Below are 22,877 nucleotides of genomic sequence, written 5' to 3'. Positions count from 1 at the left end.
GCTTGAGCGCTTCATTGTCGGCTGGCCAGTTCCTGATCTTGTAGGTCGGTGGGGTCGGTCTGCTCATGCACCCCAGCTATCACGCTGGTTTCACGAGATGAATCCCCTACAGGATTTGTGCAACAGAGCCGCGAAGCAGCACAAGCCGGAGGAGATTGTCACGAAGCTGTGACGGGTTGAGGTGCTGGAACGTCTCTGAACGCCGTGCCTGCCGTGGGCTGCGCCAGTTCGCTCGACGCAGCCCAAACTGCCGATGAGCCAGGCATGTGTTCTGCGGATCGCGATACCGCTTCCTCGTGTTGTCCGGCTCGGCCGTCCGGAACGAAAAACGTCGAAGAGTTTTTGTTTGCTTCCCTGAGCGATTGGTGATCTTTCTTGAACCACCGAAGGGGGGCTTTTGCTCCATTCGGTTGGTTCCGAACGGATTTGAACGCGCTCCGAAGCGGGCACAAACTGGGTTTAGGGCTTGGAATGCCGATCTCCGACTTTCTGGCGGCGATAAGTGACGCCGCACCAAGCGGTGAGAATGTCGAATACGACATGTCCTTCACGGAAATGGAACTCGCCGGTCAGTACGGCGAGGAAACACAGGTTGGCGACGTGGTTCGCGAGGCCGAGGAGCCGGACTGGAAAGAGCTCGTCGGGAAGGCCGAGGCGGTGCTTCGGCAGAGCCACGATCTGAGGGCGGCGGTCTATCTGGCCGAGGCACAGCTGCACCTGAAGGGGCTCGCGGCCTTTGTCGAGGTCACGGGGCTGATCCGGGGATATCTGGAACAGTACTGGGACAGCTGTCATCCGCAACTCGACGAGGACGACGGCGACGCGACGATGCGGATCAACGCGGTGCAGGGGCTGGCCGATACGTCGCGGATGCTGCGCGCGTTGCGCCGCGCGGCGCTGACCGACAGCCGGGTCTTTGGCCGGATGTCGCTGCGCGATGTCGAGATCGCCGATGGCAAGGTGTCGCCGCCTGCCGGCATGGAGACCGTGCCCGATTCCGGCGCGGTCTCGGCGGCGTTCCAGGATACCGACGACGAGGTGCTGGCGAAGGCTGCAGCCGCGGCGACGGCAGCACTGGCCGACCTGCGCGCGATCGACGCGGTGTTCACCGACAAGACCCCGGGCGAGGGACCACAGCTCGATCCGGCGCTCGACGCGCTCAAGGCAATCGGCGCGGTCTACAAGCGGTTCGGGGCATCCGGAGATGCGGAAGGCGAGTCCGCGGATAACGCGGGTGAGGAATCCGAGACGCCATCGGCAGCCGCCGAGGGGGGCGCGCCGCGTGCCGCGGCCGGGCGTTCGGGCGGTGGCGCGATCTCCTCGCCCTCCGATGTGACCGCGGCGCTGGACCGGATCATCGCCTATTACGGGCGCAGCGAGCCCTCGAGTCCGGTTCCGATTCTGCTCGAACGCGCGAAGCGGCTGGTGAATGCCGATTTTCTGACAATAATTGCCGATATGGCTAAGGACGGGCTCGAGGAGGTGCACCGCATCGGTGGCATCAAGCGCCGCGACGACGACTATTGAAGGGTCAGCGATCCGCCTGAAGGATCCGACCCCAACGACCGAAAAAAGCTAAGGAGCGACAGATGGCCGGCAGTTCACAGAAATTCATAGCGCGGAACAGGGCTCCGCGTGTGCAGATCGAATATGACGTGGAACTTTACGGTGCCGAGAAAAAGGTGCAGTTGCCCTTCGTCATGGGCGTGATGAGCGACCTGGCCGGCAAGTCGGAGGTCGAGCAGCCGTCGGTCGCCGACCGCAAGTTCCTGGAAATCGACGTCGACAATTTCGACGACCGCATGAAGTCGATGGCGCCGCGCGCCGCGTTCACGGTGCCCAACACGCTCACCGGCGAAGGCAACCTCGCGGTCGATATCACCTTCGAGAGCATGGACGACTTCAGCCCGGCGGCGATCGCCCGCAAGGTCGAGCCGCTGCGCGCGCTGCTGGACGCCCGCACCCAGCTGTCGAACCTTATGACCTACATGGATGGCAAGACTGGCGCCGAGGATCTGATCGCCCGGATCATCCAGGACCCGTCGCTTCTCAAGACGCTCGCCGCGCAGCCCAAGCCCGGCGCCCAGGAGACGGAGCAGGAGTAAGAGATGGCCGAAGAACAGAGCCAAGCCAAGGAAGCCCGGGAAGCGACAGTCTTCGGGTCCTCCGAATTCGAGAGCCTGCTGCAGAAGGAGTTCCGGCCGAAGTCGGACCAGGCAAAGACCGCCGTGCAAAGCGCCGTCAAGACGCTTGCCGAACAGGCACTGGCCAATGCAGAGCTGATCTCTGACGACGCACTGCGCTCGATCGAGTCGATCATCTCCGAGATCGACAAGAAACTGACCGAGCAGATCAACCTGATCCTGCACAACGAGGAGTTCCAGCAGCTCGAAAGCGCCTGGCGCGGGCTCCATTATCTCGTCAACAACACCGAGACGGACGAGATGCTGAAGGTGCGGGTCATGAACATCTCCAAGAAGGAGATGCACAAGACGCTGCGCAAGTTCAAAGGCACCGCCTGGGACCAGTCGCCGATCTTCAAGAAGGTCTACGAGGAGGAGTTCGGCCAGTTCGGCGGCGAGCCGTTCGGCACGCTGGTCGCCGACTACCACTTCGACCACTCGCCGCCCGATGTCGAGCTTCTGGGCGAGATGGCCAAGGTCGCCGCGGCCGCCCATGCGCCGCTGATCACCGGCGCGGCGCCCACGCTCTTCCAGATGGACAGCTGGAACGAACTCGCCAACCCGCGCGACCTGACGAAGATCTTCCAGACGCCGGAATATGCCGCCTGGCGCAGCCTGCGCGAAAGCGAGGACGCGAAGTACGTGGGCCTCGCGATGCCGCGCTTCCTCGGCCGTATGCCCTATGGCGCGAAGACCGACCCGGTCGAGGCCTTCGCCTTCGAAGAGGATACCGAGGGCGCCGACAGCGCGAAATACAGCTGGGTCAACGCCTGCTACGGCATGGCGGTGAACATCAACCGGTCGTTCAAGGAATATGGCTGGTGCAGCCGGATCCGCGGCGTTGAGTCGGGTGGCGCGGTGCAAAACCTGCCATCCCACACCTTCCCGACAGACGATGGCGGCGTGGACCAGAAATGCCCGACCGAGATCGCGATTTCGGACCGGCGCGAGGCGGAGCTTGCCAAGAACGGCATGATGCCGCTGATCCACCGCAAGAATTCCGACGTCGCGGCGTTCATCGGCGCGCAGTCGCTGCACAAGCCGGCCGAATACGACGATCCGGACGCGACGTCGAACGCCAACCTCGCGGCGCGGCTGCCGTATCTCTTCGCAACCTGCCGCTTCGCGCATTACCTGAAATGCATGGTGCGGGACAAAGTCGGGTCGTTCAAAAGCCGCAGCGCCATGGAAAGCTGGCTGCAGGAGTGGATCAACAACTACGTTGACTTCAACGCCGACATCTCGGCCGAGTCGGAGAAGGCGCGCCGCCCGCTCGCCGCAGCGGAGGTGGTCGTGGAGGATGTCGAGGGCAACCCCGGCTATTACACCTCCAAGTTCTTCCTGCGGCCGCATTACCAACTCGAGGGCCTGTCGGTGTCCTTGAGGCTCGTGAGCAAGCTCCCTTCGGAAAAGGGCGCCTGACACCGGACGACCGTGACTGCCGCCATTGGCGGCAGTCATCTGAACATCTGAAAAAGTACACGTCGCGAATGAAAGGGACCAAACGTGGAAAACGTATTCATCAAGATCGATGGGATTCCGGGCGAAGCGCGCGAGAAGAACCACAAGGACTGGATTCCGGTCAAGACGATCGGCTGGGGCGTCGAGCGCACGCTTGACATGACCGACCTCGGCACGACCCAGCGCGGTTATGCCAACGCCAACTTCCAGAAGATTACGCTCAACACCGAACTCAGCAAGGCCTCGGCCAAGATCTGCACCTACGTGGCCAGCGGCAAGTCGATCAAGGAGCTCACGATCGAGATGTGCCGCTCAGGCGATGATGCCTCGATCGGGATGGAGCCCTATCTCATCATCAAGTTGCGCAATGCGATCATTGACAGCTACACCGTCTCGGGCGGCGAGGACACGATTCCGGCCGAAGACTGGTCTCTTGCCTATCGCGGCATCGAATACAGCTACAAGCCGGCCGATTTCGCCACCGGCAAGCTCGGTTCGCCCGAGGTGTTCAAGTGGAACCTCGAGACGGGCGACGTTAGCTAACCGGCAACAACGGCGGGCTGTGCGGGACGGTGCCGAGGAGGCGAGCGCCGCGCAGCCCAAGTCCCATTTCGCAATCGGTTAGGACGACGCATGACCCCCGAGGAACACCTCAAGGCGGGCAACCTGGATGCGACCCTCGCGGCGCTTCAGGACAAGATCCGCGCGAAGCCGCAGGATGCCAAGTTGCGGATCTTCCTGTTTCAGCTCTTGTGCGTGCGCGGCGACTGGAACCGGGCGATCCAGCAGCTCAAGGTCAGCGCCGAGCTCGATCCCGATGCGACGATGATGGCGAAGACCTATCGCGAGGCGATCATCTGCGAGGTCTACCGCGAGAAGGTCTTTGCGGGCGAGAAGTCGCCGCTCGTCTTCGGCGAGCCGCAGGAATGGCTCGCGCTCCTGATCGAGGCGCAGAAGCTGCTCGGGCAGGGCAAGACGGCCGAGGCGGCGGATCTGCGCGCGCGCGCCTTCGACGGCGCCGCGGCGGTCACCGGGACCCTGAACGATGCCCCCTTCGCCTGGGTCGCCGACGCCGACATGCGGCTCGGCCCGGTACTGGAGGTGATCGTCAACGGGCGCTATTTCTGGCTGCCCTTCGAACAGATCCAGAAGATCGAGGCCGAGGCGCCGAGCGATCTGCGCGACGTCGTCTGGACGGCCGTCACGCTGACCCTGCGCAACGGCGGCGAGGTCGCGGCGCTGATTCCGACGCGCTATGCCGGCACGACGGCGCAGGGCGACGATACGGCCAGGCTTGCCCGGGCCACGAACTGGGCCGACATCGGCGCGGAGACGTTCCTGGGCGTCGGCCAGCGGCTCCTCGCGACCGATCAGTCGGACACCGCGATCATGGATCTGCGCAGCCTGACAGTGGGAGGGGCGCCGGCCTCCGAGCCGGAGCCTGCGACCGGCGATGGCTGACAAGACCGTTGCCGAACGTCTCCAGCCCTCCCTGCTCGACCGGCTGACCGATGACGAGCCCGGATCCCTCAAGGAAACCCGTGACTCGCGGGTGATCGATGTCGTGCGCCTGCGCGAGATCATCCAGCGCGACCTCGCCTGGCTCCTGAACACGAACAACATGGAAGACGTCCTCGATATCGACACGATGCCGCGTGTCCGCCGTTCGGTTCTCAACTACGGGCTTCGTCCGACGTCGGGCGACTACTCGACCGCGGAGAAGGCCGAGCGCATCCGCCGCTCGATCGCGCGCGCAATCGAGGCGTTCGAGCCACGGATCATCGCCGGATCGGCAATTGTCGAACTGCGCACCGAGAAGAACGCCGGCGAGATGCATATCGCCTTCGATATCCGCGCCGACATGTGGGCCCAGCCGATGCCATTGGAGCTCTACCTGCGCAGCAAGGTCGACGTGACCACCGGCGAGGTCGAGATGGAGCGAGCGCGCTGATGGATACGAGGCTGCTGCGCCATTACGAGACCGAGCTGACCTACCTGCGGGACATGGGCGCGGAGTTTGCCGCGGCCTATCCGAAGATCGCCGCACGGCTCGGAATGGAGGGGGTCGAGGTGCTCGATCCCTATGTCGAGCGGATTCTCGAAGGCGCGGCCTTCCTCTCCGCGCGGGTGCAGCTGGAGCTCGACCTGCAGTTTCCGGCGTTCGCCAGCAATCTTCTAGAGATCGTCTACCCGCATTACCTCTGCCCGACGCCGTCGATGATGATTGCCGCGTTTGAGCCCGATCTCAGCAGTGCCAGCCTGAAGGATGGCTACCTGCTCAAGCGTGGCAGCAAGCTGCGCAGCCGGCTGACCGAGGGCGCGCAGACCGCATGCGAGTTCCGCACCGGCGCCGACCTGACGATGTGGCCGCTGCAGATCACCGAGGCGGAATATATCGACGGCCGCGGCGAACTGGTCGCCGCCGGACTGGCTCGTGATGTCGAGGCGCGGGCCGGGATCCGGCTCAGGCTGAAGCGGACCGACGGCGAAAAGATCGCCGCGCTCACGACCGACCGGCTGACGCTCTACGTCGATGCGCAGGCCGGCAACGCCTGGCAGTTGCACGAGCTGCTCTGCACCCAGACCACCGGGATCACCGGACGGTCGACCGATCGGCGCGACGACTGGACCACTGTCCTACCCGACGGCGCGATCGTCCCGCGCGGCTTCGAGCGCGAAGAGGCGCTGTTGCCGACGCCGCGGCGGTCCTTTGACGGCTACCGCATCCTTCAGGAATACTTCGCGATGCCGGAGCGGTTCCTGTTCGTCGAGCTTAGGGGTCTGCAACCGGCCCTGAAGAAGGCCAAGGGCCAGGATGTCGACATCTATATCCTTCTGAAGGAAGGCCGGAAGTCGGTCGAAGCCGGGATCAAGCCGGAGGCGTTCCAGCTGAACGCCGTCCCTTGTGTCAATCTCTTCTCCAAACGGTGCGACCGGGTGCATATCGATGCCCGAGATACCGAGCTGCATGTCATTCCTGACCGGACGGCGGGCCTCGATTTCGAGATCTACGCGCTAGAGAGCGTCGTCGGCATCCGTGGCAGCGGCGAGGATGACGTGACCTTCCGGCCGTTCTATTCCGCTACCGACCTGACCGCCGCCGGCGAAACCTGGAGCGCCTATTACACCGTGCGCCGCCGGCTGCGGGAACGCAGCGAGAAGGAGCGGCTGCGCGGCGCCCGCACCTCCTATCTCGGTTCCGAAACCTATCTCACCCTCGTTGATCGCAGCCAGGCGCCCTATCCTTCGACGCTGGAGCAGCTGGCGGTCACGGCACTGTGCACCAACCGCGACCTGCCGCTTCTGCTGTCGATCGGCGACGACGGGGTCTTTCAGCTTCCGGAGGGCGGACCGGTCAAGACTATCCGCACGCCGGTCTCGCCGACGCGCCCCAACCCGACACTGGCACAGGGCGACCGGGCCTGGCGGCTGATCAGCCACCTGAGCCTCAACTACCTGTCGATCGCCGATTCCACCGACGGCAATGCCGCCGAGGCGCTGCGGGAACTGGTGGGGATCTACGCGCCGCTCGGCAACCGGGTGACGGAAAAGCAACTCGAGGGGATCATCGGCGTCGCAAGCCGCCCGATCGTGCGGCGGATGAGCGACGAGGTCCTGTCGACCGCGGTGCGCGGGATCGAGATCACCGTCTCCTTCGACGAGAGTTTCTTCGAGGGGACGAGCGTTTACCTTCTCGGCGCGGTTCTGGAACGGTTCTTCCGGAAATATGCGTCGATCAACAGTTTCACCGAAACCGTATTGACCACCGACAGACGGGGAGAAATCGCTCGATGGCGACCGGAGAGAGGGCTCGGTCGACTGATCTGAGCCTGTTCGAGAACCTCAAGGCCCGGCCGGAAGAGCACCACCTCTTCCAGGCGCTTCGGATTGTCGAGGCGGCCTTTCCCGACGCGCCGCGCCTGGGGGAATCCCTGCGGCCGCGCGAGGATCCGGTGCGGCTCGGGCAGGAGGCGGAGCTGGCCTTTCCGACCTCGTCGATCGCCCGGTTCGAGGCGCCGCAGCCCGGCAAGCCGGGACGGCTGACGAACCGGTTCTTCGGCTTCTTCGGGCCGCAGGGGCCATTGCCGCTGCACCTGACCGAATTTGCCCGCGACCGGCTGCGCAACCATCGCGACGGCACGTTCGTGGCCTTCGCCAACATGCTGACGCACCGGTTCATGAGCCTGTTCTACCGGGCCTGGGCCTCGGGGCAGCCGGCGCCGAGCCATGACCGGGGCGACGATCCGGTGGCACGCAAGGTCTCTGCGCTGGCGGGCTACCGCGGCGCCGCGCTTGAGGGCCGCGACGAACTGCCCGACGACGTGCGCCGATATTTCGTGGCCCATCTCGCGTCGGGTCCGAAGACACCGGAGGGGCTTGTCGCGATCATCACGAGTTATCTCGGGGTGCCGGCGGCGATCCAGGAGTTCGTCGGCAGTTGGCTCGACCTCGAGCCGGACGATACCTGGCAGCTGGGCGGGCCGGCGCGGCTCGGCCGGTCGACCAGCATCGGTTCGCGCGTCTGGTCGCGGTCGTCGAAGTTTCGCCTGCTGCTCGGTCCGATGCCGCTGGCCGACTACGAACGCCTGCTGCCACACGGAAGTTCGATGAAGCGCCTTCAGGCGATCGTGCGGACCTATGTGGGCGACGCGCTCGAATGGGACGTCAACCTCGTTCTGCGTGGCGAGGACGTTCCGCGCGCCAGTCTCGGCGGCAGTACCCGGTTGGGCCATACGAGCTGGGTCCGGATGCGGGCCGACACCGACCAGACCCGGCCGGATGCGGCCGATCTTTACGTCTATCCCGGCGCTGCGTGACGCGGGGCAGGGCGGAGCCAAGGGGAGAAAAGTGAAATGACGGAAATCAGTCGTGTGGCCCTGTTCGGAAAACTGAACCGGCTGGGATACCAGGCGGTCGAAAGCGCCACCGTGTTCTGCAAGATGCGCGGCAATCCCTATGTCGAGCTTTCGCACTGGCTGCACCAAATCCTCAACGGGCAGGACAGCGACCTGCACCGGATCATCCAGCACTACAAGCTGGACCCCGGCCGCATCGCGACAGAACTCACGCGCTCGCTTGACAGCCTGCCGCGCGGGGCGAGCACAATCTCGGATCTCTCAGATCACCTGATGGATGCGATGGAGCGCGGCTGGGTCTGGGGCTCCCTGCTTTATTCCGCGAACCAGGTGCGCACCGGGTACCTGCTTCTCGGCATGCTCAAGACGCCCGCGCTGCGCAACATCCTGCAGACGATGTCGCCGGAGCTTGCGAAGATCCGTGCCGATGACCTTGCCGACGACTTCGCAAAGGCCACCGACGGATCGCCCGAAGAGGGGCTGCGCCCGCAGGACGGCAGCCAGACCGGCGGCGGCGCCCAGCCGGGCGAGGCTTCCGGCGCGATGGCGCCGGCGCAGATGGGCCGGGGCGAGGCGCTGGCGCAGTTCTGCACCGACCTGACCGAGCAGGCCCGCAAGGGCGAGATCGACCCGATCGTCGGCCGCGACGAGGAGATCCGGCAAATCGTCGACGTCCTGATGCGGCGGCGCCAGAACAACCCGATCCTCACCGGCGAGGCCGGGGTGGGCAAGACCGCCGTGGTCGAGGGTTTCGCGCTCCGCATCGCCCGGGGCGACGTGCCGCCCGCCCTAAAGGACGTCAGGCTGCTGGTGCTCGATGTCGGCCTGTTGCAGGCCGGCGCCAGCATGAAGGGCGAGTTCGAGAACCGCCTGCGGCAGGTCATCGACGAGGTGCAGTCGAGCCCGACGCCGATCGTCATGTTCGTCGATGAGACCCACACCCTCGTCGGCGCGGGCGGCGCTGCCGGCACCGGCGACGCGGCGAACCTTCTGAAACCCGCCCTCGCGCGCGGCACGCTCAGGACCATCGGCGCGACGACCTGGGCCGAGTACAAGAAGTACATCGAGAAGGACCCGGCCCTGACCCGCCGCTTCCAGGTCGTGCATGTCGAGGAGCCTGACATTCCGAAGGCGATCCTGATGATGCGCGGCATCGCCTCGATGCTGGAAAAGCATCACCGGGTTCAGGTTCTTGACGAGGGGATCGAGGCGGCGGTGACGCTGTCGGCGCGCTACATCCCGGCGCGGCAGTTGCCCGACAAGTCGGTCAGCCTCCTTGACACCGCCTGTGCCCGCGTCGCTGTCTCGCAGCACGCGGTACCGGCCGAGGTCGATGACAGCCGACGCCGGATCGAGGCGCTGACGACCGAGCTCGAGATCATCGAACGCGACGAGACGGCGGGCTACGACGTTGGCGCCCGCCGCGATGCGGTCACCGCGGCCAAGGTGGCCGAGGAGGCGCGGCTTGCCGGCCTCACCGAGCGGTGGGAGCGGGAGAAGGCTGTCGTCGAGAGCATTCTCGAACTGCGCGCCAAGCTCCGCGAAGGCGGCGCGCCCGTCGATGCGCCGATCGCCGAGGGCGAGGGTGTCGAAAGCCCGCTGGACGACAAGGCCCGTGCCAAGCTCTTCGACGAGTTGAAGGCGAAGAACCGCGAGCTGGAGACGATCCAGGGCGACAGTCCGCTGATCCTGCCGATCGTCGACCACCAGGCGGTGGCCTCGGTGGTCGGCGACTGGACCGGCATCCCGGTCGGCCGGATGGTGAAGGACGAGCTCGAAACGATCCTCAACCTCGAGGAGCGGCTCGCCAAGCGGGTGATCGGCCAGGACCACGCGATGAAGATGATCGCCAAGCGGATCCAGACCAGCCGCGCCGGGCTCGACAACCCCAACAAGCCGATCGGTGTCTTCCTCCTCGCCGGCACGTCCGGCGTCGGCAAGACCGAGACCGCACTCGCGCTTGCCGAGGTGCTTTATGGCGGCGAGCAGAACGTCATCACCATCAACATGTCGGAATACCAGGAGGCGCACACGGTCTCGAGCCTGAAGGGCGCGCCTCCGGGCTATGTCGGCTACGGCGAAGGCGGTGTCCTGACCGAGGCGGTGCGGCGCAAGCCCTATTCGGTGGTGCTTCTCGACGAGGTCGAGAAGGCTCACCCCGATGTCCACGAGATCTTCTTCCAGGTCTTCGACAAGGGCGTGATGGAGGATGGCGAGGGCCGCGTCATCGATTTCAAGAACACGCTGATCCTCCTGACCTCGAATGCCGGGACCGAGCTTATCGCCGACATGTGCGCCGATCCGGAGCTCTTGCCGGACCCCGATGGGCTGGCCAAGGCGCTCAGGGATCCGTTGCTGAAGATCTTCCCGCCGGCGCTTCTCGGCCGGTTGGTGACGATCCCCTACTATCCGCTCACACCGCACATGCTGTCCGAGATCACCAAGCTGCAACTTGGTCGTATCAAGAAGCGGGTGCAGGAAGCTCACGGCGTGCCGTTCGAATACTCCGATGCCGTGGTCGAGGAAATCGTCAACCGCTGCCAGGAACTGGAAAGCGGCGGCCGGATGATCGACGCCATCGTCACCAACACGATGCTGCCCGACATCTCGAACGAGTTCCTGCGCCGGATGATGATGGGCAAGGAGGTGACGAAGGTCGAAATCGGCGTCACCGACGGTGCGTTCACCTACGGATTTGATTGATCGGCGGCGCCCGGGACCGAGCGCCGCTTTGCGCGAAAGACATGACAAGGAGGGATAAGGATGGCCAAGACAACAACAACAAAGCATAAATTCTACGTCGTCGATCTCATTCGCTCGAAACCCAATCTGCAATACATCGAGATCCCGAAATACCGGGTCGACGTGGAGGTCGAGGTCACGACCAAGGGCACGCTGAGGACGCCCGACCCGGCCCCGAGCACCGCGCTGAAGCGCCTCGAAGAGGCCGGCATGGCCGAGCTCGAGCGCTACGAGAAGGTGATCAAGGAAGAGGCGGTAAAGCTCGACGCCAAGATCGCCACGCTGATGCAGACACCCGGCGTCTCGGCCCAGAAGGAAGCCGAGAAGATGATCCAGGCGACCAACGCCTCGATCAAGAATGCGCTGGATTCGGCGGAAGGGGCCGCGCAGAAGGCGATCGAGGCGCGGCTCAAGAAGGAAGCCCAGGGCGACAAGCTGCTGAAAGAGGCGCGGGTCAAGACCACGCTCAAGGTCTCGCTCGGCGTGATCAAGATCGGTGCCTCGGTGGCCAAGCTGGTGGCGACCTCGGGCGCCGATGTCACGGCCTACAAGACCATCATGGTTCAGGTCGTGAAGCTCGGAGTGGAGATCAACCAGCAACTCAAGAACGAGGCCACGCTCCGCAAGGATCTCTATGCCGGTATCCAGGCCTATATCACGCTCCGCGGCACGGTGCTGATGCAGGCGGCGGAGCGGCAGGGGATCACCGACACCAAGGGGATCTCGGTGAAGCAGCCGATCGAGGCCATCAAGAAGCTGACGGCCAAGGCGCTCGCCATGGGATCGGAGGTGACCAAAGGCAAGGATGCGAAGAGCATCGCCCAGAGCCTTCTCGACGCCACCGTCAAGGGCATCTCCGCCAAGGTCAACGACGCGGAGAAGGCGCGCAAGGCCTACCGCGAGCACACCACCAAGACACGCCAGAAGACCGACGACCTCGGCGGCGCGGCTGACAACCTGATGAAGAAGGCACGGGCGTCGAAGACCCTGAAGGAGGGGGTGAAGCTCGGTGCCGAATGCATGTCGCTGAAACGCGCGGCGAGCGAGCTCGCCGCCAAGCTGAAGGAGCGCGAGGACTTCCTCGACGAGATGCAGGCGTTGATGGAGGGCAACGGCATGAAGGTCGACGACCAGACCACGATCGACAAGATCAAGGCGCTGGACAAGAAGAGCATCGCCTCGGAGGCGTCGACGCTGATCGGCGCGATCAAGACGGTCAAGGGGCTCGTTGACAACATCAGCGACGCGGTGGCCTGACCCGGCGCCGCATGAAAACCGCTCGGCCCTACGCGGGCCGGGCCACATTCGAGGAGCAGACCATTGGACAGTCCGGCCAGCACTGCTGAAACCTCGCGGGACCGCGTCCGCGCATTCGTCGAGAGAGATCTGGTGACGAATGGCATCATGGCCGTAATCATCTTCAATGCGATCACGCTGGGGTTGTCCACCTCGGACAAGGCGATGGAGTATTCCGGCGGGCTCATCGGCCTCGTTGACAATGTCGCGCTGACAATCTTCGTGATCGAACTCCTCCTTAAACTCTATGCCTACCGGCTGCGGTTCTTTGCAAATGCCTGGAACATCTTCGACCTCTTGGTCGTAGGCCTTGGCCTCCTGCCGAACCGCGACGGGCTCTCGGCGCTGAGGGGGCTCCGTGTCATCCGGGCGATGCGGCTTCTGTCGGTGATCCCGCAGATGCGGGCGGTGGTTCAGGCGCTCTTGGACGCGCTGCCGGGCATGGGGGCGGTGATCATCATGATCTCGATCGTCTTCTACGTCTTCTCGGTGATGGCGACGCTGATGTATGGCCCGGTTTTCGACGATTGGTTCGGCACGCTCGGCCGCTCGGCCTACACGCTCTTCCAGGTCATGACACTGGAAAGCTGGTCGATGGGCATCGTCCGCCCGGTTATGGAGGTCTACCCGACGGCCTGGGTGTTCTTCGTGCCCTTCATCGTCATCACCGCGTTCTCGGTGCTTAATCTCTTCATCGGCCTTCTCGTCAACACCATGCAGTCGGCGGTGGAGGCCGATGAGGAGGCCCAGTTCGACCAGCTGCGCGATCTCGTGCGCGACGAGACCGAGATCGTCGCGGACCATGTGAAGGCGCTGCACGAGGAGATCCGCGCGCTCCGGGCGGAACTTTCAGGTTTGCGGGGAGGAGAGGATGGCAGGCAATAGCCAGAAGTTCATCGCGCGCAATCGCGCCCCGCGGGTCCAGATCGAATACGATGTGGAGCTTTACGGGGCGCAGAAGAAGGTCCAGCTGCCTTTCGTCGTTGGCGTGATGAGCGACCTGACCGGCAAGTCCTCGGGGCCGCAGCCGTCCGTTGACGACCGCAAGTTCCTCGAGATCGACGTCGACACGTTCGACGACCGGATGAAGGCCATGGCCCCGCGCGCGGCCTTCACGGTGCCGAACACGCTGACGGGGGACGGCAATCTCGAGGTCGACCTGACCTTCGAGAAGATGGAGGACTTCGCGCCCGCCGAGATCGCCCGCAAGATCGAACCCCTTCGCCTCCTGCTCGAGGCGCGGACCGAGCTTGCGAACCTGATGGCCTATATGGACGGCAAGTCCGGGGCGGAGGCGCTGATCGAGCGGATCCTGAACGACCGCGGCGCCCTGGCCGCGATCGCCGCGCTGGGCGCCGCCTCCGACCAGGGTGAGACAGAAGACGCGTTGCAGTCCCTGCGTGACAACCAGCCTGACACGCCGGAGCCCGACACGTCGGTCGCCGATGCGCTCGCGAGCCTGCCCGAGGCGGAAGTGGAAGAGGCGGAAGACCGGTCGGATGACATCCTCGGCGCGCTGGCCTCCGACGCGCCCGACGACGTGCCCGGGGATGATGGATCCGATGACGTGCTGGCCGGGCTCGCCGCCGCGGCCCCGGAGGATGAGAAGGACACGTCGGTCGCCGATGCGCTCGCGAGCCTGCCCGAAGCAGAAGTGGACGAGGCGGAAGACCGGTCAAGCGACATCCTCGGCGCATTGGCCTCCGACGCGCCCGACGACGTGCCCGGGGATGATGGATCCGATGACGTGCTCGCCGGGCTTGCCGCCGCGGCCCCGGAGGATGAGAAGGACACGTCGGCCGCCGATGCGCTCGCGAGCCTGCCCGAAGCAGAAGTGGAAGAGGCGGAAGACCGGTCAAGCGACGTCCTCGGCGCACTGGCCTCCGACGCGCCCAACGACGTGCCCGGGGATGACGGTTCGGCTGACGTGCTCGCCGGGCTGGCCGCCGCGGCTCCCGAAGGTCAAGAGCAAGACCTGTCCAGCGACATTCTAGGCGCCCTGGCGGCGGCCGCGCCCGAAGACGCTCGGGATGATGACCTATCCGGCAATGTTCTTGCCGGATTGGCGGCATCAGCACCCGAGGATCTGCCCGGGAACGACGGGAGTGACGAGGTTCTTGCCGGGCTCGCCGGATCGGCTCCCGAAGCTCCTGAGGAGGAGGGGGCCGACGACATATTGGCGGCACTGTCGGAATCGGAGGACGCCTCTGAAGGCGACGAGGCGGCGGAGGTCGATCTAGATGACCTTCTTGGCGAACTGACATTCGATGAGGAGGCCACCGGATCGGACGAGGAGTCGGATGCGAAGGGCGAGGCCGGGGCGGAGGGGGTCGATCTCGACGATCTGCTCGGTGAGTTGACGCTTGAGGAGAAGGTCACCGGATCGGAGGAGGCGTCGGACGCGAAGGGCGAGACCGGGGCGGAGGGGGTCGATCTCGACGATCTGCTCGGTGAGTTGACGCTTGAGGAGAAGGCCACCGGATCGGAGGAGGCGCCGGACGCGGAGGGCGAGGCCGGGACGGAGGAGGTTAATCTCGACGACCTGCTCGGCGAGACCAGTACCGACGCAGGTGAGGGCGCCGAGATGACGGGGGATCCCGAATTTGCCTTCGGCCAGATCAGCGCCGAGCGTCCCGGGCCGCAGAAGTTGAAGCGGCAGCGGTTCCGCATCGCTCTTTTCGGCGATTTCACCGGCCGGGCGGCACGCGGCGAACTGGAAACCGGCGACGGGCTGGCGGCGCGCCGGGGCGTGACGCTCGACCCCGACACGGTTGAGGACGTGATCGAAAGCTTTGCCACCTCGCTCGTCCTGCCGATCGGCAAGGATGGGGCAGGGATCGAGGTCGCACTCAAAGGGCTCGATGCCCTCCACCCCGACGAGCTTTACGAGGCCATGCCGCTCTTCTCCGAACTGGTCGGCCTGAAGCGCCAGCTTCAGGCCGGCGCGACGGCGGCCAATGCGCAGAAGCAGCTGCAGGCCTGGGCCGAGGCGCACGGGCAGAAGGCGGCGCCGGCGCGCAAGGTTTCGGCGGCGACCACGGTGCGCGCCGACCTGAAGCTCACCGACTTCCAGAAGCTGATCGGCGCCACGCGGCCGCCGGTGGCGGCCTCGCCGGTCGACGACATGATCGCGCGGGTGGTCGGCCCGCATATCCGCAAGGTGCCGGGCGCCGATGTCGCGGCGATGAAGGCGGCGGTGGACGCGTCGATCTCGGCGGCGATGCGCCTGGTCCTGCACCACCCCGAGTTCCAGGCGATCGAGGCGCAATGGCGCACGCTCGACCTGATCGCGCGCAGCATCGAGACCGACGACAAGCTCGACGTCGTGCTCTACGACGTCTCGGCCGAGGAGATCGCCGCCGATCTCGCCTCGGCGGATGATCTGGCGCAGTCAGGGCTGGTGCGGCTCCTGACCGAGGAACCGCTCGACGAGGAAAACGGCCGCGGCGGCTACTCGGTGCTGATCGGGCTCTACACGTTCGAGGAAACCCCGCCCCATGCCGAGCTTCTGGGCAGGATCGCACGGGTGGCGGCGCATGTCGACGCGCCCTTCATAGCGGCGATCACGCCGGGGTATCTCGACACCAGGATCGAGGATCGGCACAAGCTGGTGGCCGAGGCCTGGGACACGCTGCGCGCGATGCCCGAGGCCGGGCATCTCGGCCTTGCCAGCCCGCGCTTCCTGCTCCGGCGTCCCTACGGCGCGAAATCCGAACCGATCTACGAGTTCGATTTCGAGGAATTCACCATGTCAGAGGGCCTGGGCGGCATGCTCTGGGCCAATCCGGCGGTGCTGGTGGCGATCCTCATGGCGCGCTCGTTCAAGCAGCATGGTCCGGGCCTGCAGCTCGGAAAGATCATGTCGCTCGGCGGCATGCCCTATCACTATGTCACCGACCGCTACGGCGACCAGGTGGCGCTGCCCTGCACCGAGCGCAACCTGAGCGTCGACAAACACGCCTTCACGGTGCAGCGCGGCTACATGCCGGTCCTGTCGGTCAAGGGGCGGGACGAGATCCGCCTCGGCTCGTTCAACTCGGTCTCGGGGGCTGAGATCCTCGGCCCCTGGTCGAAGGTGCCGCCCCCGCCGCCGTCGCCGCCCAAACCCACGCGCCCGGGCAAGGTGGCGCCGGAAGTGGCAACCGAAGACGATGCGCCGGCCGATGATCTCGACCTTGGCGAGATGGATCTCGGGCAAGCCGATCTGGGCGAGGCGGAACTCGAAGAGGTCGATGTTGGGGAGCTGGACCTCGGGGAGGTGGACCTCGGCGGCGACGATCTCGACGCGCTGCTGGCCGGGTTCGGCGATGACGATGAAAGTGGTGACGAGAGCGGCGACGGGGATGACGAGATCGACGCCGAACTCGCGGCCTTGCTTGCCGATCTGTAAATGACGAAAACATACCTCCGGCTGCACCACCCGCGACCGGATAGGAGGAACGATGGCCACGAGAGATAACGAACCGATCCGGCTCACGGGGGATTTCTCGCCGGACGACATCAGTTTCCGGCGCGCCGTCGTCCGCGAGGGGCTGAGCCAGATCTACGAGGTCAAGCTCGAGTTTCTCTGGGCCAAGCTCGACGTCAAGATCGAGACCTTCCTCGGCAAGCTGATGACGCTGCACCTCGAGACATCGCAGGAGGGCACCGAACGGCTCTTCACCGGGCTCGTGGTTTCGGCGCGCGTCGTCACGATCCACGAAAGCGAGCTTCTGATCGAGGCCGAGCTTCGGCCGAAGCTGTGGCTTCTGACCCGGCGGCGGAATTCGCGGATCTTTCAGAACATGACGGCGCCGGCGATCATCGATTCGATCCTCAGTGATCACGGGATCACCCGCACCCGGAACAGCACCAGCGAGACCTACGGCGAGCGGGAATATTGCGTTCAGTACCGCGAGAGCGACTTCGACTTCATCAGCCGCCTGATGGAGGAGGAGGGCATATACTATTTCTTCGACCATGCCGACTCCGACGGAGCGGGCGAGACGCTCGTCTTCAGCGACGGGCCGGGGGCGCATTCCGCGATCCCGGTTACCCCAGATGTCGAGTTCATGGACCGTGACCAGAGTGCGGCCCGGCGGGGCGATCATGTCTACGAGTTCATCAGCGAACAGCGGATCCAGACCGGATCGGTATCGCTCAGGGATTTCGACTTCGAGACGCCCTCGGCCGACCTGACCGTCGCGCGCAACATCGCCAAGGGCACTCATAGCTACAAGACCAAGGAAATCTATGACTTTCCCGGCCGCTACCGGCGCGACACGACGCTGGGAACCGCGCGCGCGCGGGTTCGTATGGAGGCGGAGGCGGTCAGGTTCTCGACCTGGCGCGGCGCCGCGACGGTGCGGGCCATGGGGGTAGGGGGCACGTTCGCGTTCGAGAATGCCGATCAACTGAAGGTCAAGGACGTCGCCGGCGAATACCTCATCACCGAGGCGGCGCACTATCTCCAGACGACGGCAAGCTTCGGCGCCGATACGGAGCGCACCGACCTGGTGAAGGACGAGTTCGGCTTCCCCTCGGACGCCAAGGAGCTCTATTCCTGCAAGTTCAAGGCGATCCCCAAGACCGAACCGTACCGGGCGCCGCTGACGACACCCTGGCCGCAGATCCCGGGCCTGCACACCGCGATGGTCACCGGGCCGTCGGGGGAGGAGATCTACACCGATGAACACGCGCGGATCAAGGTCCAGTTCCACTGGGACCGCGACGGTCAGCGCGACGAAAACACCACCTGCTGGGTGCGCGTCGTCACCCCCTGGTCGGGCAAGGGCTGGGGCATGATCGCCGTGCCGAGGATCGGGCAGGAGGTCGTCATCCAGTTCGAGGAGGGCGATCCGGACCGGCCGATCTGCACCGGCATGCTCTACAACCCCGAGACGCCGCCGCCCTACGACTATCCCGCCAACAAGACCCAATCCGGGATCCGGACAAACACCTCGAAAGGCGGCGGCGGGTTCAATGAGCTGACCTTCGAGGACAAGAAAGACGAGGAACGGGTCTTCTTCCAGGCCGAGAAAAACTATGACCAGATCGTCAAGAACAACGCCACGATCACGGTGGGGATGGAAAAGGCCGATGCCGGCGACCTGACGATGACGGTGAAGAACCACGTCACCGAAACCATCAAGGAGGGCGACCACACCTTCACGATCGAGACCGGCAGCCAGATCGTCGACATCAAGACCGACAAGACCGTCACGATCCACAAGGACAAGACCCAGACCGTCGAAGGCAAGAACACCCGGACCATCACCGGCGACGACACCACAGAGATCAAAGAGGGCGACCAGACCAACACCGTCAGCCAGGGCAACCAGTCCAACACGGTGTCGGTCGGCAACATCGACGTCCAGGCCAGCGCCGGCAAGATCACGGTGGAGGCGGCGCAGAGCATCGAGCTTAAGGTCGCCGGATCGTCGATCAAGATCGATCCTTCCGGAGTGACGATCAAAGGGCCGATGATCACGATCACCGGCGACGCCAAGGTCGATGTCTCGAGCCCGCTGACCACCGTCAAGGCGGACGGCATCCTGACCCTCAATGGCGCTCTGACGAAGATCAACTAGGAGCACTAGAATGAGCAATCGGTTCGACAACATGGTCAAGGTCGCGAAGGAACCGGCCGCGAAGATTCTCGCCGGAACCAATACGCGGCTTCAGACTCCGCTCGAGGCGCCGGCCAGCGCCCTGCCCGAGGTGGTCCTGGCGGAGCTCGACCGGAAGGGGGCGCTCGTCGATCTCCTGCGGCTGATGTCGGTGCTCTTGCCCCCGCGCGAGCGGGTCTGGTGGGCCTGCCTCGCGGCGCGCGATGTCGTCGGCGCGGCGCCGGCCGGAAACACGCCCTCGTTGCTCGCGGCGGAGGCCTGGGTTCGCAAGCCCAGCCAGGACAACCGCGAGGCGGCCCGCGTCGCTATCGACCACGCCCTGATCCATGACGACACAGTCCACTGCGCCACCGCGGCGCTCTTTGCCGACGGCACGCTTGGCCCCGGCTCCCTGGCGCAGCACCCCGCACCGGCGGGCGCGTCGGAAGTTTCCGCATTTGCGATGAACGTCGTGGCATTGGGCGAACACTCTGATAGGTTTCAGGAATATGGCCAGCTGCTGGTCGAACGTGCGGTCGATATCGCGCGCGGCGGCAATGGCCGGGTCGAAAAGCTCGAACCGGACGCGCAGGAGGGATAAGATGGGACAGCCACAGGCGCGCGTCACGGACATGCACGCATGTTCGCTGCCGTCGATCCCGCCGCCGCCGGTGCTGCCGGTTCCACTGCCGATCGCGCCGCCCTGCCTGCCGACCGTGCTGGTGGGTTGCCTGCCGGCGGCGCGCATGACCGACATGACCGCGGCGGCGCCGCCGCACCCGATCCTCAAGGGTTCGGCGACGGTGCTGATCGGCAACCTGCCCGCGGCGCGGATCGGCGACACCTGCGCTTGCGGCGGGGCCATCGTGCTCGGCTGCTTTACCGTGCTCGTAGGAGGCTGACCGGAAGAATGACCGTCACTCTGAAATTCCAGTCATCGGGCATGGTGCCCGGCGATGGGCGTCCCGTCGCGATGCGGGGCGGCAGCCTGACGGTCGGGCGCGGACCGGCGAATGATCTCGTTCTGCCCGACCCCGACCGGATGTTGTCCAAGAGCCATTGCGTGATCGAGGATCACAACGGCAACGTCGTGATCGTCGACCTGTCGACCAACGGCACCTTCCTCAACTATTCCAAGATCCCGCTCGGGCGCACCCCGACGCCGCTCAACAACGGTGACGTTCTGACGCTCGGCGGCTACGAACTCGTGGTCGAGATCGGCCAGACCCTGCCCGAGATGGACGACCTGATCCCGGCGCCCGCGGCGGAGGATCGCGTGTCGCACGGGGCGGCCGAACGGGCGCCCGATCCGCTGGCACTACTCGACGATGCGCCGCCGGGCGGGGATTTCCTCGACGATCTTCTCGGCGCCGAGGGCGGCCCGAAGGGGCCGGGACAGCTCAAGATCCCGGACCCGATCGACGAATTGCTGCCGCCCCTCGGCGAGGACGAGGACGACCCGATCACCGGCAGCCCCGCGCCGCGCGCGGACGCGGGCAGCGACAGCGCGCTGCTTCATGGCGGCACGATGCGGGACAGTTTCAGATCGGGTGGCGCAAGCGGCAACCAGATTCCGGAGGACTGGGACCTCGACCTGCCCGGCGGCGGGACCGAACCGCCGGCCGCCGCGCCGGCCCCGAAGCCGGTCGCGCCTCCTCCTTCTCCGCCGCCAGAGCCTCTGGCACCGGCCCCGGCGATGGAGGAGACCACCGTTCCCGCGCCATCCCGCGCCCCTGCTCCGGCGGCCCCTCCGGCCGCTTCCGCCGACCCGTCGGCCGCGCGGGCCTTCGTCGCGGCGCTCGAGGTTGAAGGGTTCGACCTGCCCGACGCCGAACTGGCCGAGACCATGACCCGCATGGGCCGGATCCTGCGGGCCATGATCACCGGCCTACGCGAGGTCCTGATGACCCGCACCTCGATCAAGAGCGAGTTCCGTATCGACCAGACGATGATCGGCGCGGCGGGCAACAACCCCTTGAAGTTCTCGATCAGCCCGGAACAGGCGATCGAGGCGCTGGTCCGGCCGCGCACCAAGGGCTACCTAGATGCCGAGGCCGCGACCGCGGAGGCGCTTCGCGACATCAAGGCGCACGAGGTCGCGATGGTGACCGGCATGGAGGCCGCGTTGAAGGGCATCCTCGCAAAGCTCGATCCCGAGGTTCTGGCCGAGCAGATCGAGACCTCGGGCAAGCTCGGCTCGCTCTTCAAGGGCAAGAAGGCGCGCTACTGGGAAGTCTACGAGAAGATGTACGCGCAGATCTCGGACCAGGCGGAGAACGATTTCCACGACCTCTTCAGCCGGGAATTCGCGCGGGCCTACAAGGATCAGCTGAACAAGCTGAAAGAATGACCGCCCGAGGCAGGGCAGGACGAGAGAACCAGACGGGAGGGCATGAATGTCCTGGGACAGCAAGGTGCTTTGGACGGAGGGGCTGTTTCTTCAGCCGCACCATTTCCAGCAGGCCGACCGCTACACGGAGGCGCTGGTGGCGGGGCTGGCGCGTCGCCTGACGCCCTATGCCTGGGGCGTGAACGCGCTCGAGATCGACGAAGAGGTGCTGAAGGTCGGGAAGTTCGCGCTGAAGGGCTGCGCCGGGCTGACCCATGACGGCACCGTCTTCCGGGTGCCGCAGTCGGACAGCCATCCGCCGGCGCTGGAGGTGCCGACGACGATCAAGGATTGCGTGGTCTACCTGACCGTGCCGCAGCGCCGCCAGGGCGCGAGCGAGGTCGACCTGACCGGGGCTGAACAGTCGGCGAGCCGGTTGCGTCCGGCCGAGCAGGAAGTCACCGACACGATGAGCCAGCACAAGAAGCCGGTGGTTCTCGGAGTCGGCAAGCTCCGCCTCCAGTTCGCGCTGGCGGTCGATGACATGGCCGACAAGCTGGCGATTCCGATCGCGCGGATCATCGAGGTGCGACCCGACCGCGAGATCGTTCTCGATCGCGGCTTCCTGCCAAGCTGCACCGATGTCCGCGCCGCGGCGCCGCTGAGTTCGTTCCTGAACGAGCTGGAAGGGCTCCTCTCGCACCGGATGAAGGCGCTGGCCGGGCGGCTGGTCGAAAGCGGACCGGCGCGCGGCGCGGCCGAGGTCACGGATTTCCTGCTTCTGCAGGCTGTGAACCGGGCGATCCCGGTCTTCCGCCATTTCGGCCGGATCGAGAACCTGCACCCGGAGACGGCCTTCCGCGCCTGCATCGCGCTGGCGGGGGAGCTTGCGACCTTCATGGCGGCCAGCAAGGAAGTGCCGGATTTCCCGCCCTATACCCACGACAACCTGACCGCCTGTTTCGCCCCGGTGATCCGGGTGCTCAGGCAGTACCTGAGCTCGGTCCTGGAGCAGACCGCAATCGCGATCCCGCTGGAGGAGCGCAAGTACGGCATCAGCGTCGGCGTGATCGCCGACCGCAAGCTGATCGGCAACTCCGGCTTCGTGCTGGCCGTCAGCGCCGATATCCCGAGCGAGGACGTGCGCCGCCACTTCGCCGGCCAGGCCAAGGTCGGCCCGGTCGAGGAGATCCGCCAGCTGGTGAACTCGGCCCTGCCCGGCATCACGCTCCGGCCGCTGCCGGTGGCGCCGCGGCAGATCCCCTACCATGCCGGGCTGGTCTATTTCGAACTCGACTCCGCCAATCCCTCCTGGGCCAAGATGACCACTTCGGGGGGGATCGCGGTACATGTCTCGGGGCAGTACCCGGGATTGAAGATGGAGCTCTGGGCGATCCGGAACAGCTAAAGCGCAAGGCACGAA

At 65.5% G+C, this 22,877-nt stretch carries 17 protein-coding genes and 1 pseudogene; all 18 read left to right on the top strand.

The genetic code is table 11. From position 1 onward, the window contains the following. The first annotated feature begins 471 nt into the window (after nt 1-471). Nucleotides 472-1,527: a type VI secretion system protein TssA gene (tssA, locus tag OEZ60_RS17970; protein WP_263339203.1), complete on the top strand. Its 1,056-nt coding sequence runs from the start codon at nt 472-474 to the stop codon at nt 1,525-1,527. 62 nt (nt 1,528-1,589) lie between these two features. After that, nucleotides 1,590-2,105, top strand: coding sequence for a type VI secretion system contractile sheath small subunit (gene tssB / locus OEZ60_RS17965; RefSeq protein ID WP_263339199.1), 516 nt, complete (start codon nt 1,590-1,592; stop codon nt 2,103-2,105). Nucleotides 2,106-2,108: 3 nt separating this feature from the next. After that, nucleotides 2,109-3,605: a type VI secretion system contractile sheath large subunit gene (tssC, locus tag OEZ60_RS17960; RefSeq protein WP_263339196.1), complete on the top strand. Its 1,497-nt coding sequence runs from the start codon at nt 2,109-2,111 to the stop codon at nt 3,603-3,605. 84 nt (nt 3,606-3,689) lie between these two features. Next, complete coding sequence (locus OEZ60_RS17955) at nt 3,690-4,187, top strand: Hcp family type VI secretion system effector (RefSeq protein ID WP_263339194.1); 498 nt, start codon at nt 3,690-3,692, stop codon at nt 4,185-4,187. Nucleotides 4,188-4,277: 90 nt separating this feature from the next. After that, complete coding sequence (locus tag OEZ60_RS17950; protein ID WP_263339191.1) at nt 4,278-5,105, top strand: type VI secretion system accessory protein TagJ; 828 nt, start codon at nt 4,278-4,280, stop codon at nt 5,103-5,105. Then, a complete protein-coding gene (tssE, locus tag OEZ60_RS17945) occupies nt 5,098-5,595 on the top strand; it encodes a type VI secretion system baseplate subunit TssE (protein ID WP_263339190.1) in 498 nt (165 codons plus the stop codon). The genes OEZ60_RS17950 and tssE overlap by 8 nt, the downstream gene beginning before the upstream one ends. After that, complete coding sequence (gene tssF / locus OEZ60_RS17940; protein WP_263339187.1) at nt 5,595-7,472, top strand: type VI secretion system baseplate subunit TssF; 1,878 nt, start codon at nt 5,595-5,597, stop codon at nt 7,470-7,472. The genes tssE and tssF overlap by 1 nt, the downstream gene beginning before the upstream one ends. Next, nucleotides 7,436-8,461: a type VI secretion system baseplate subunit TssG gene (gene tssG / locus OEZ60_RS17935; RefSeq protein WP_263339185.1), complete on the top strand. Its 1,026-nt coding sequence runs from the start codon at nt 7,436-7,438 to the stop codon at nt 8,459-8,461. Before tssF ends, tssG begins: the two co-directional genes overlap by 37 nt. A 36-nt stretch (nt 8,462-8,497) precedes the next feature. Further along, the gene (gene tssH / locus OEZ60_RS17930) at nt 8,498-11,203 is read left to right on the top strand and encodes a type VI secretion system ATPase TssH (RefSeq protein WP_263339183.1); all 2,706 of its coding nucleotides are present in this window, start codon (nt 8,498-8,500) and stop codon (nt 11,201-11,203) included. A gap of 60 nt (nt 11,204-11,263) precedes the next feature. Continuing rightward, entirely contained in the window at nt 11,264-12,499 is a 1,236-nt protein-coding gene (locus tag OEZ60_RS17925) for a hypothetical protein (RefSeq protein ID WP_263339182.1), read from the top strand. 63 nt (nt 12,500-12,562) lie between these two features. Continuing rightward, nucleotides 12,563-13,423 (top strand): ion transporter, encoded by an 861-nt coding sequence (locus OEZ60_RS17920; protein WP_411709812.1) that lies wholly within the window; start codon nt 12,563-12,565, stop codon nt 13,421-13,423. Beyond that, a pseudogene (tssB, locus tag OEZ60_RS17915) lies at nt 13,410-13,886 on the top strand (type VI secretion system contractile sheath small subunit); the annotation flags it as partial. The gene OEZ60_RS17920 and the pseudogene tssB (OEZ60_RS17915), both read left to right, overlap by 14 nt. 1,236 nt (nt 13,887-15,122) lie before the next feature. Next, complete coding sequence (locus tag OEZ60_RS17910) at nt 15,123-16,928, top strand: type VI secretion system contractile sheath domain-containing protein (protein WP_317852847.1); 1,806 nt, start codon at nt 15,123-15,125, stop codon at nt 16,926-16,928. 52 nt (nt 16,929-16,980) lie between these two features. Further along, on the top strand, nt 16,981-19,107 hold the full coding sequence (locus tag OEZ60_RS17905) for a type VI secretion system Vgr family protein (RefSeq protein WP_263339178.1): 2,127 nt from the start codon (nt 16,981-16,983) through the stop codon (nt 19,105-19,107). A 10-nt stretch (nt 19,108-19,117) separates the two neighbouring features. Then, nucleotides 19,118-19,726: a DUF6931 family protein gene (locus OEZ60_RS17900; RefSeq protein ID WP_263339176.1), complete on the top strand. Its 609-nt coding sequence runs from the start codon at nt 19,118-19,120 to the stop codon at nt 19,724-19,726. A gap of 1 nt (nt 19,727) precedes the next feature. After that, nucleotides 19,728-20,027 (top strand): PAAR domain-containing protein, encoded by a 300-nt coding sequence (locus OEZ60_RS17895; protein WP_263339175.1) that lies wholly within the window; start codon nt 19,728-19,730, stop codon nt 20,025-20,027. Nucleotides 20,028-20,035: 8 nt separating this feature from the next. Beyond that, complete coding sequence (gene tagH / locus OEZ60_RS17890; RefSeq protein WP_263339173.1) at nt 20,036-21,475, top strand: type VI secretion system-associated FHA domain protein TagH; 1,440 nt, start codon at nt 20,036-20,038, stop codon at nt 21,473-21,475. 46 nt (nt 21,476-21,521) lie between these two features. Next, on the top strand, nt 21,522-22,862 hold the full coding sequence (gene tssK, locus OEZ60_RS17885) for a type VI secretion system baseplate subunit TssK (protein ID WP_263339170.1): 1,341 nt from the start codon (nt 21,522-21,524) through the stop codon (nt 22,860-22,862). Nucleotides 22,863-22,877: the final 15 nt, after the last annotated feature.

Source organism: Albidovulum salinarum (assembly GCF_025673475.1).
In the GTDB taxonomy this organism is placed as follows: domain Bacteria; phylum Pseudomonadota; class Alphaproteobacteria; order Rhodobacterales; family Rhodobacteraceae; genus Albidovulum; species Albidovulum salinarum.
The sequence above is the reverse complement of the archived record's forward strand: the minus strand, read 5'-3'. Positions and strand labels throughout refer to the sequence as shown.

Coding starts and splice junctions, on each gene's coding strand:
- OEZ60_RS17950 (WP_263339191.1), top strand. CDS start 4,278: ATGACCCCCGAGGAACACCTCAAGGCGGGCAACCTGGATGCGACCCTC.
- OEZ60_RS17900 (WP_263339176.1), top strand. CDS start 19,118: ATGAGCAATCGGTTCGACAACATGGTCAAGGTCGCGAAGGAACCGGCC.
- tssG (WP_263339185.1), top strand. CDS start 7,436: ATGGCGACCGGAGAGAGGGCTCGGTCGACTGATCTGAGCCTGTTCGAG.
- OEZ60_RS17925 (WP_263339182.1), top strand. CDS start 11,264: ATGGCCAAGACAACAACAACAAAGCATAAATTCTACGTCGTCGATCTC.
- tssH (WP_263339183.1), top strand. CDS start 8,498: ATGACGGAAATCAGTCGTGTGGCCCTGTTCGGAAAACTGAACCGGCTG.
- tssF (WP_263339187.1), top strand. CDS start 5,595: ATGGATACGAGGCTGCTGCGCCATTACGAGACCGAGCTGACCTACCTG.
- OEZ60_RS17905 (WP_263339178.1), top strand. CDS start 16,981: ATGGCCACGAGAGATAACGAACCGATCCGGCTCACGGGGGATTTCTCG.
- tssC (WP_263339196.1), top strand. CDS start 2,109: ATGGCCGAAGAACAGAGCCAAGCCAAGGAAGCCCGGGAAGCGACAGTC.
- OEZ60_RS17910 (WP_317852847.1), top strand. CDS start 15,123: ATGACGGGGGATCCCGAATTTGCCTTCGGCCAGATCAGCGCCGAGCGT.
- tagH (WP_263339173.1), top strand. CDS start 20,036: ATGACCGTCACTCTGAAATTCCAGTCATCGGGCATGGTGCCCGGCGAT.
- tssB (WP_263339199.1), top strand. CDS start 1,590: ATGGCCGGCAGTTCACAGAAATTCATAGCGCGGAACAGGGCTCCGCGT.
- tssE (WP_263339190.1), top strand. CDS start 5,098: ATGGCTGACAAGACCGTTGCCGAACGTCTCCAGCCCTCCCTGCTCGAC.
- tssA (WP_263339203.1), top strand. CDS start 472: ATGCCGATCTCCGACTTTCTGGCGGCGATAAGTGACGCCGCACCAAGC.
- OEZ60_RS17895 (WP_263339175.1), top strand. CDS start 19,728: ATGGGACAGCCACAGGCGCGCGTCACGGACATGCACGCATGTTCGCTG.
- tssK (WP_263339170.1), top strand. CDS start 21,522: ATGTCCTGGGACAGCAAGGTGCTTTGGACGGAGGGGCTGTTTCTTCAG.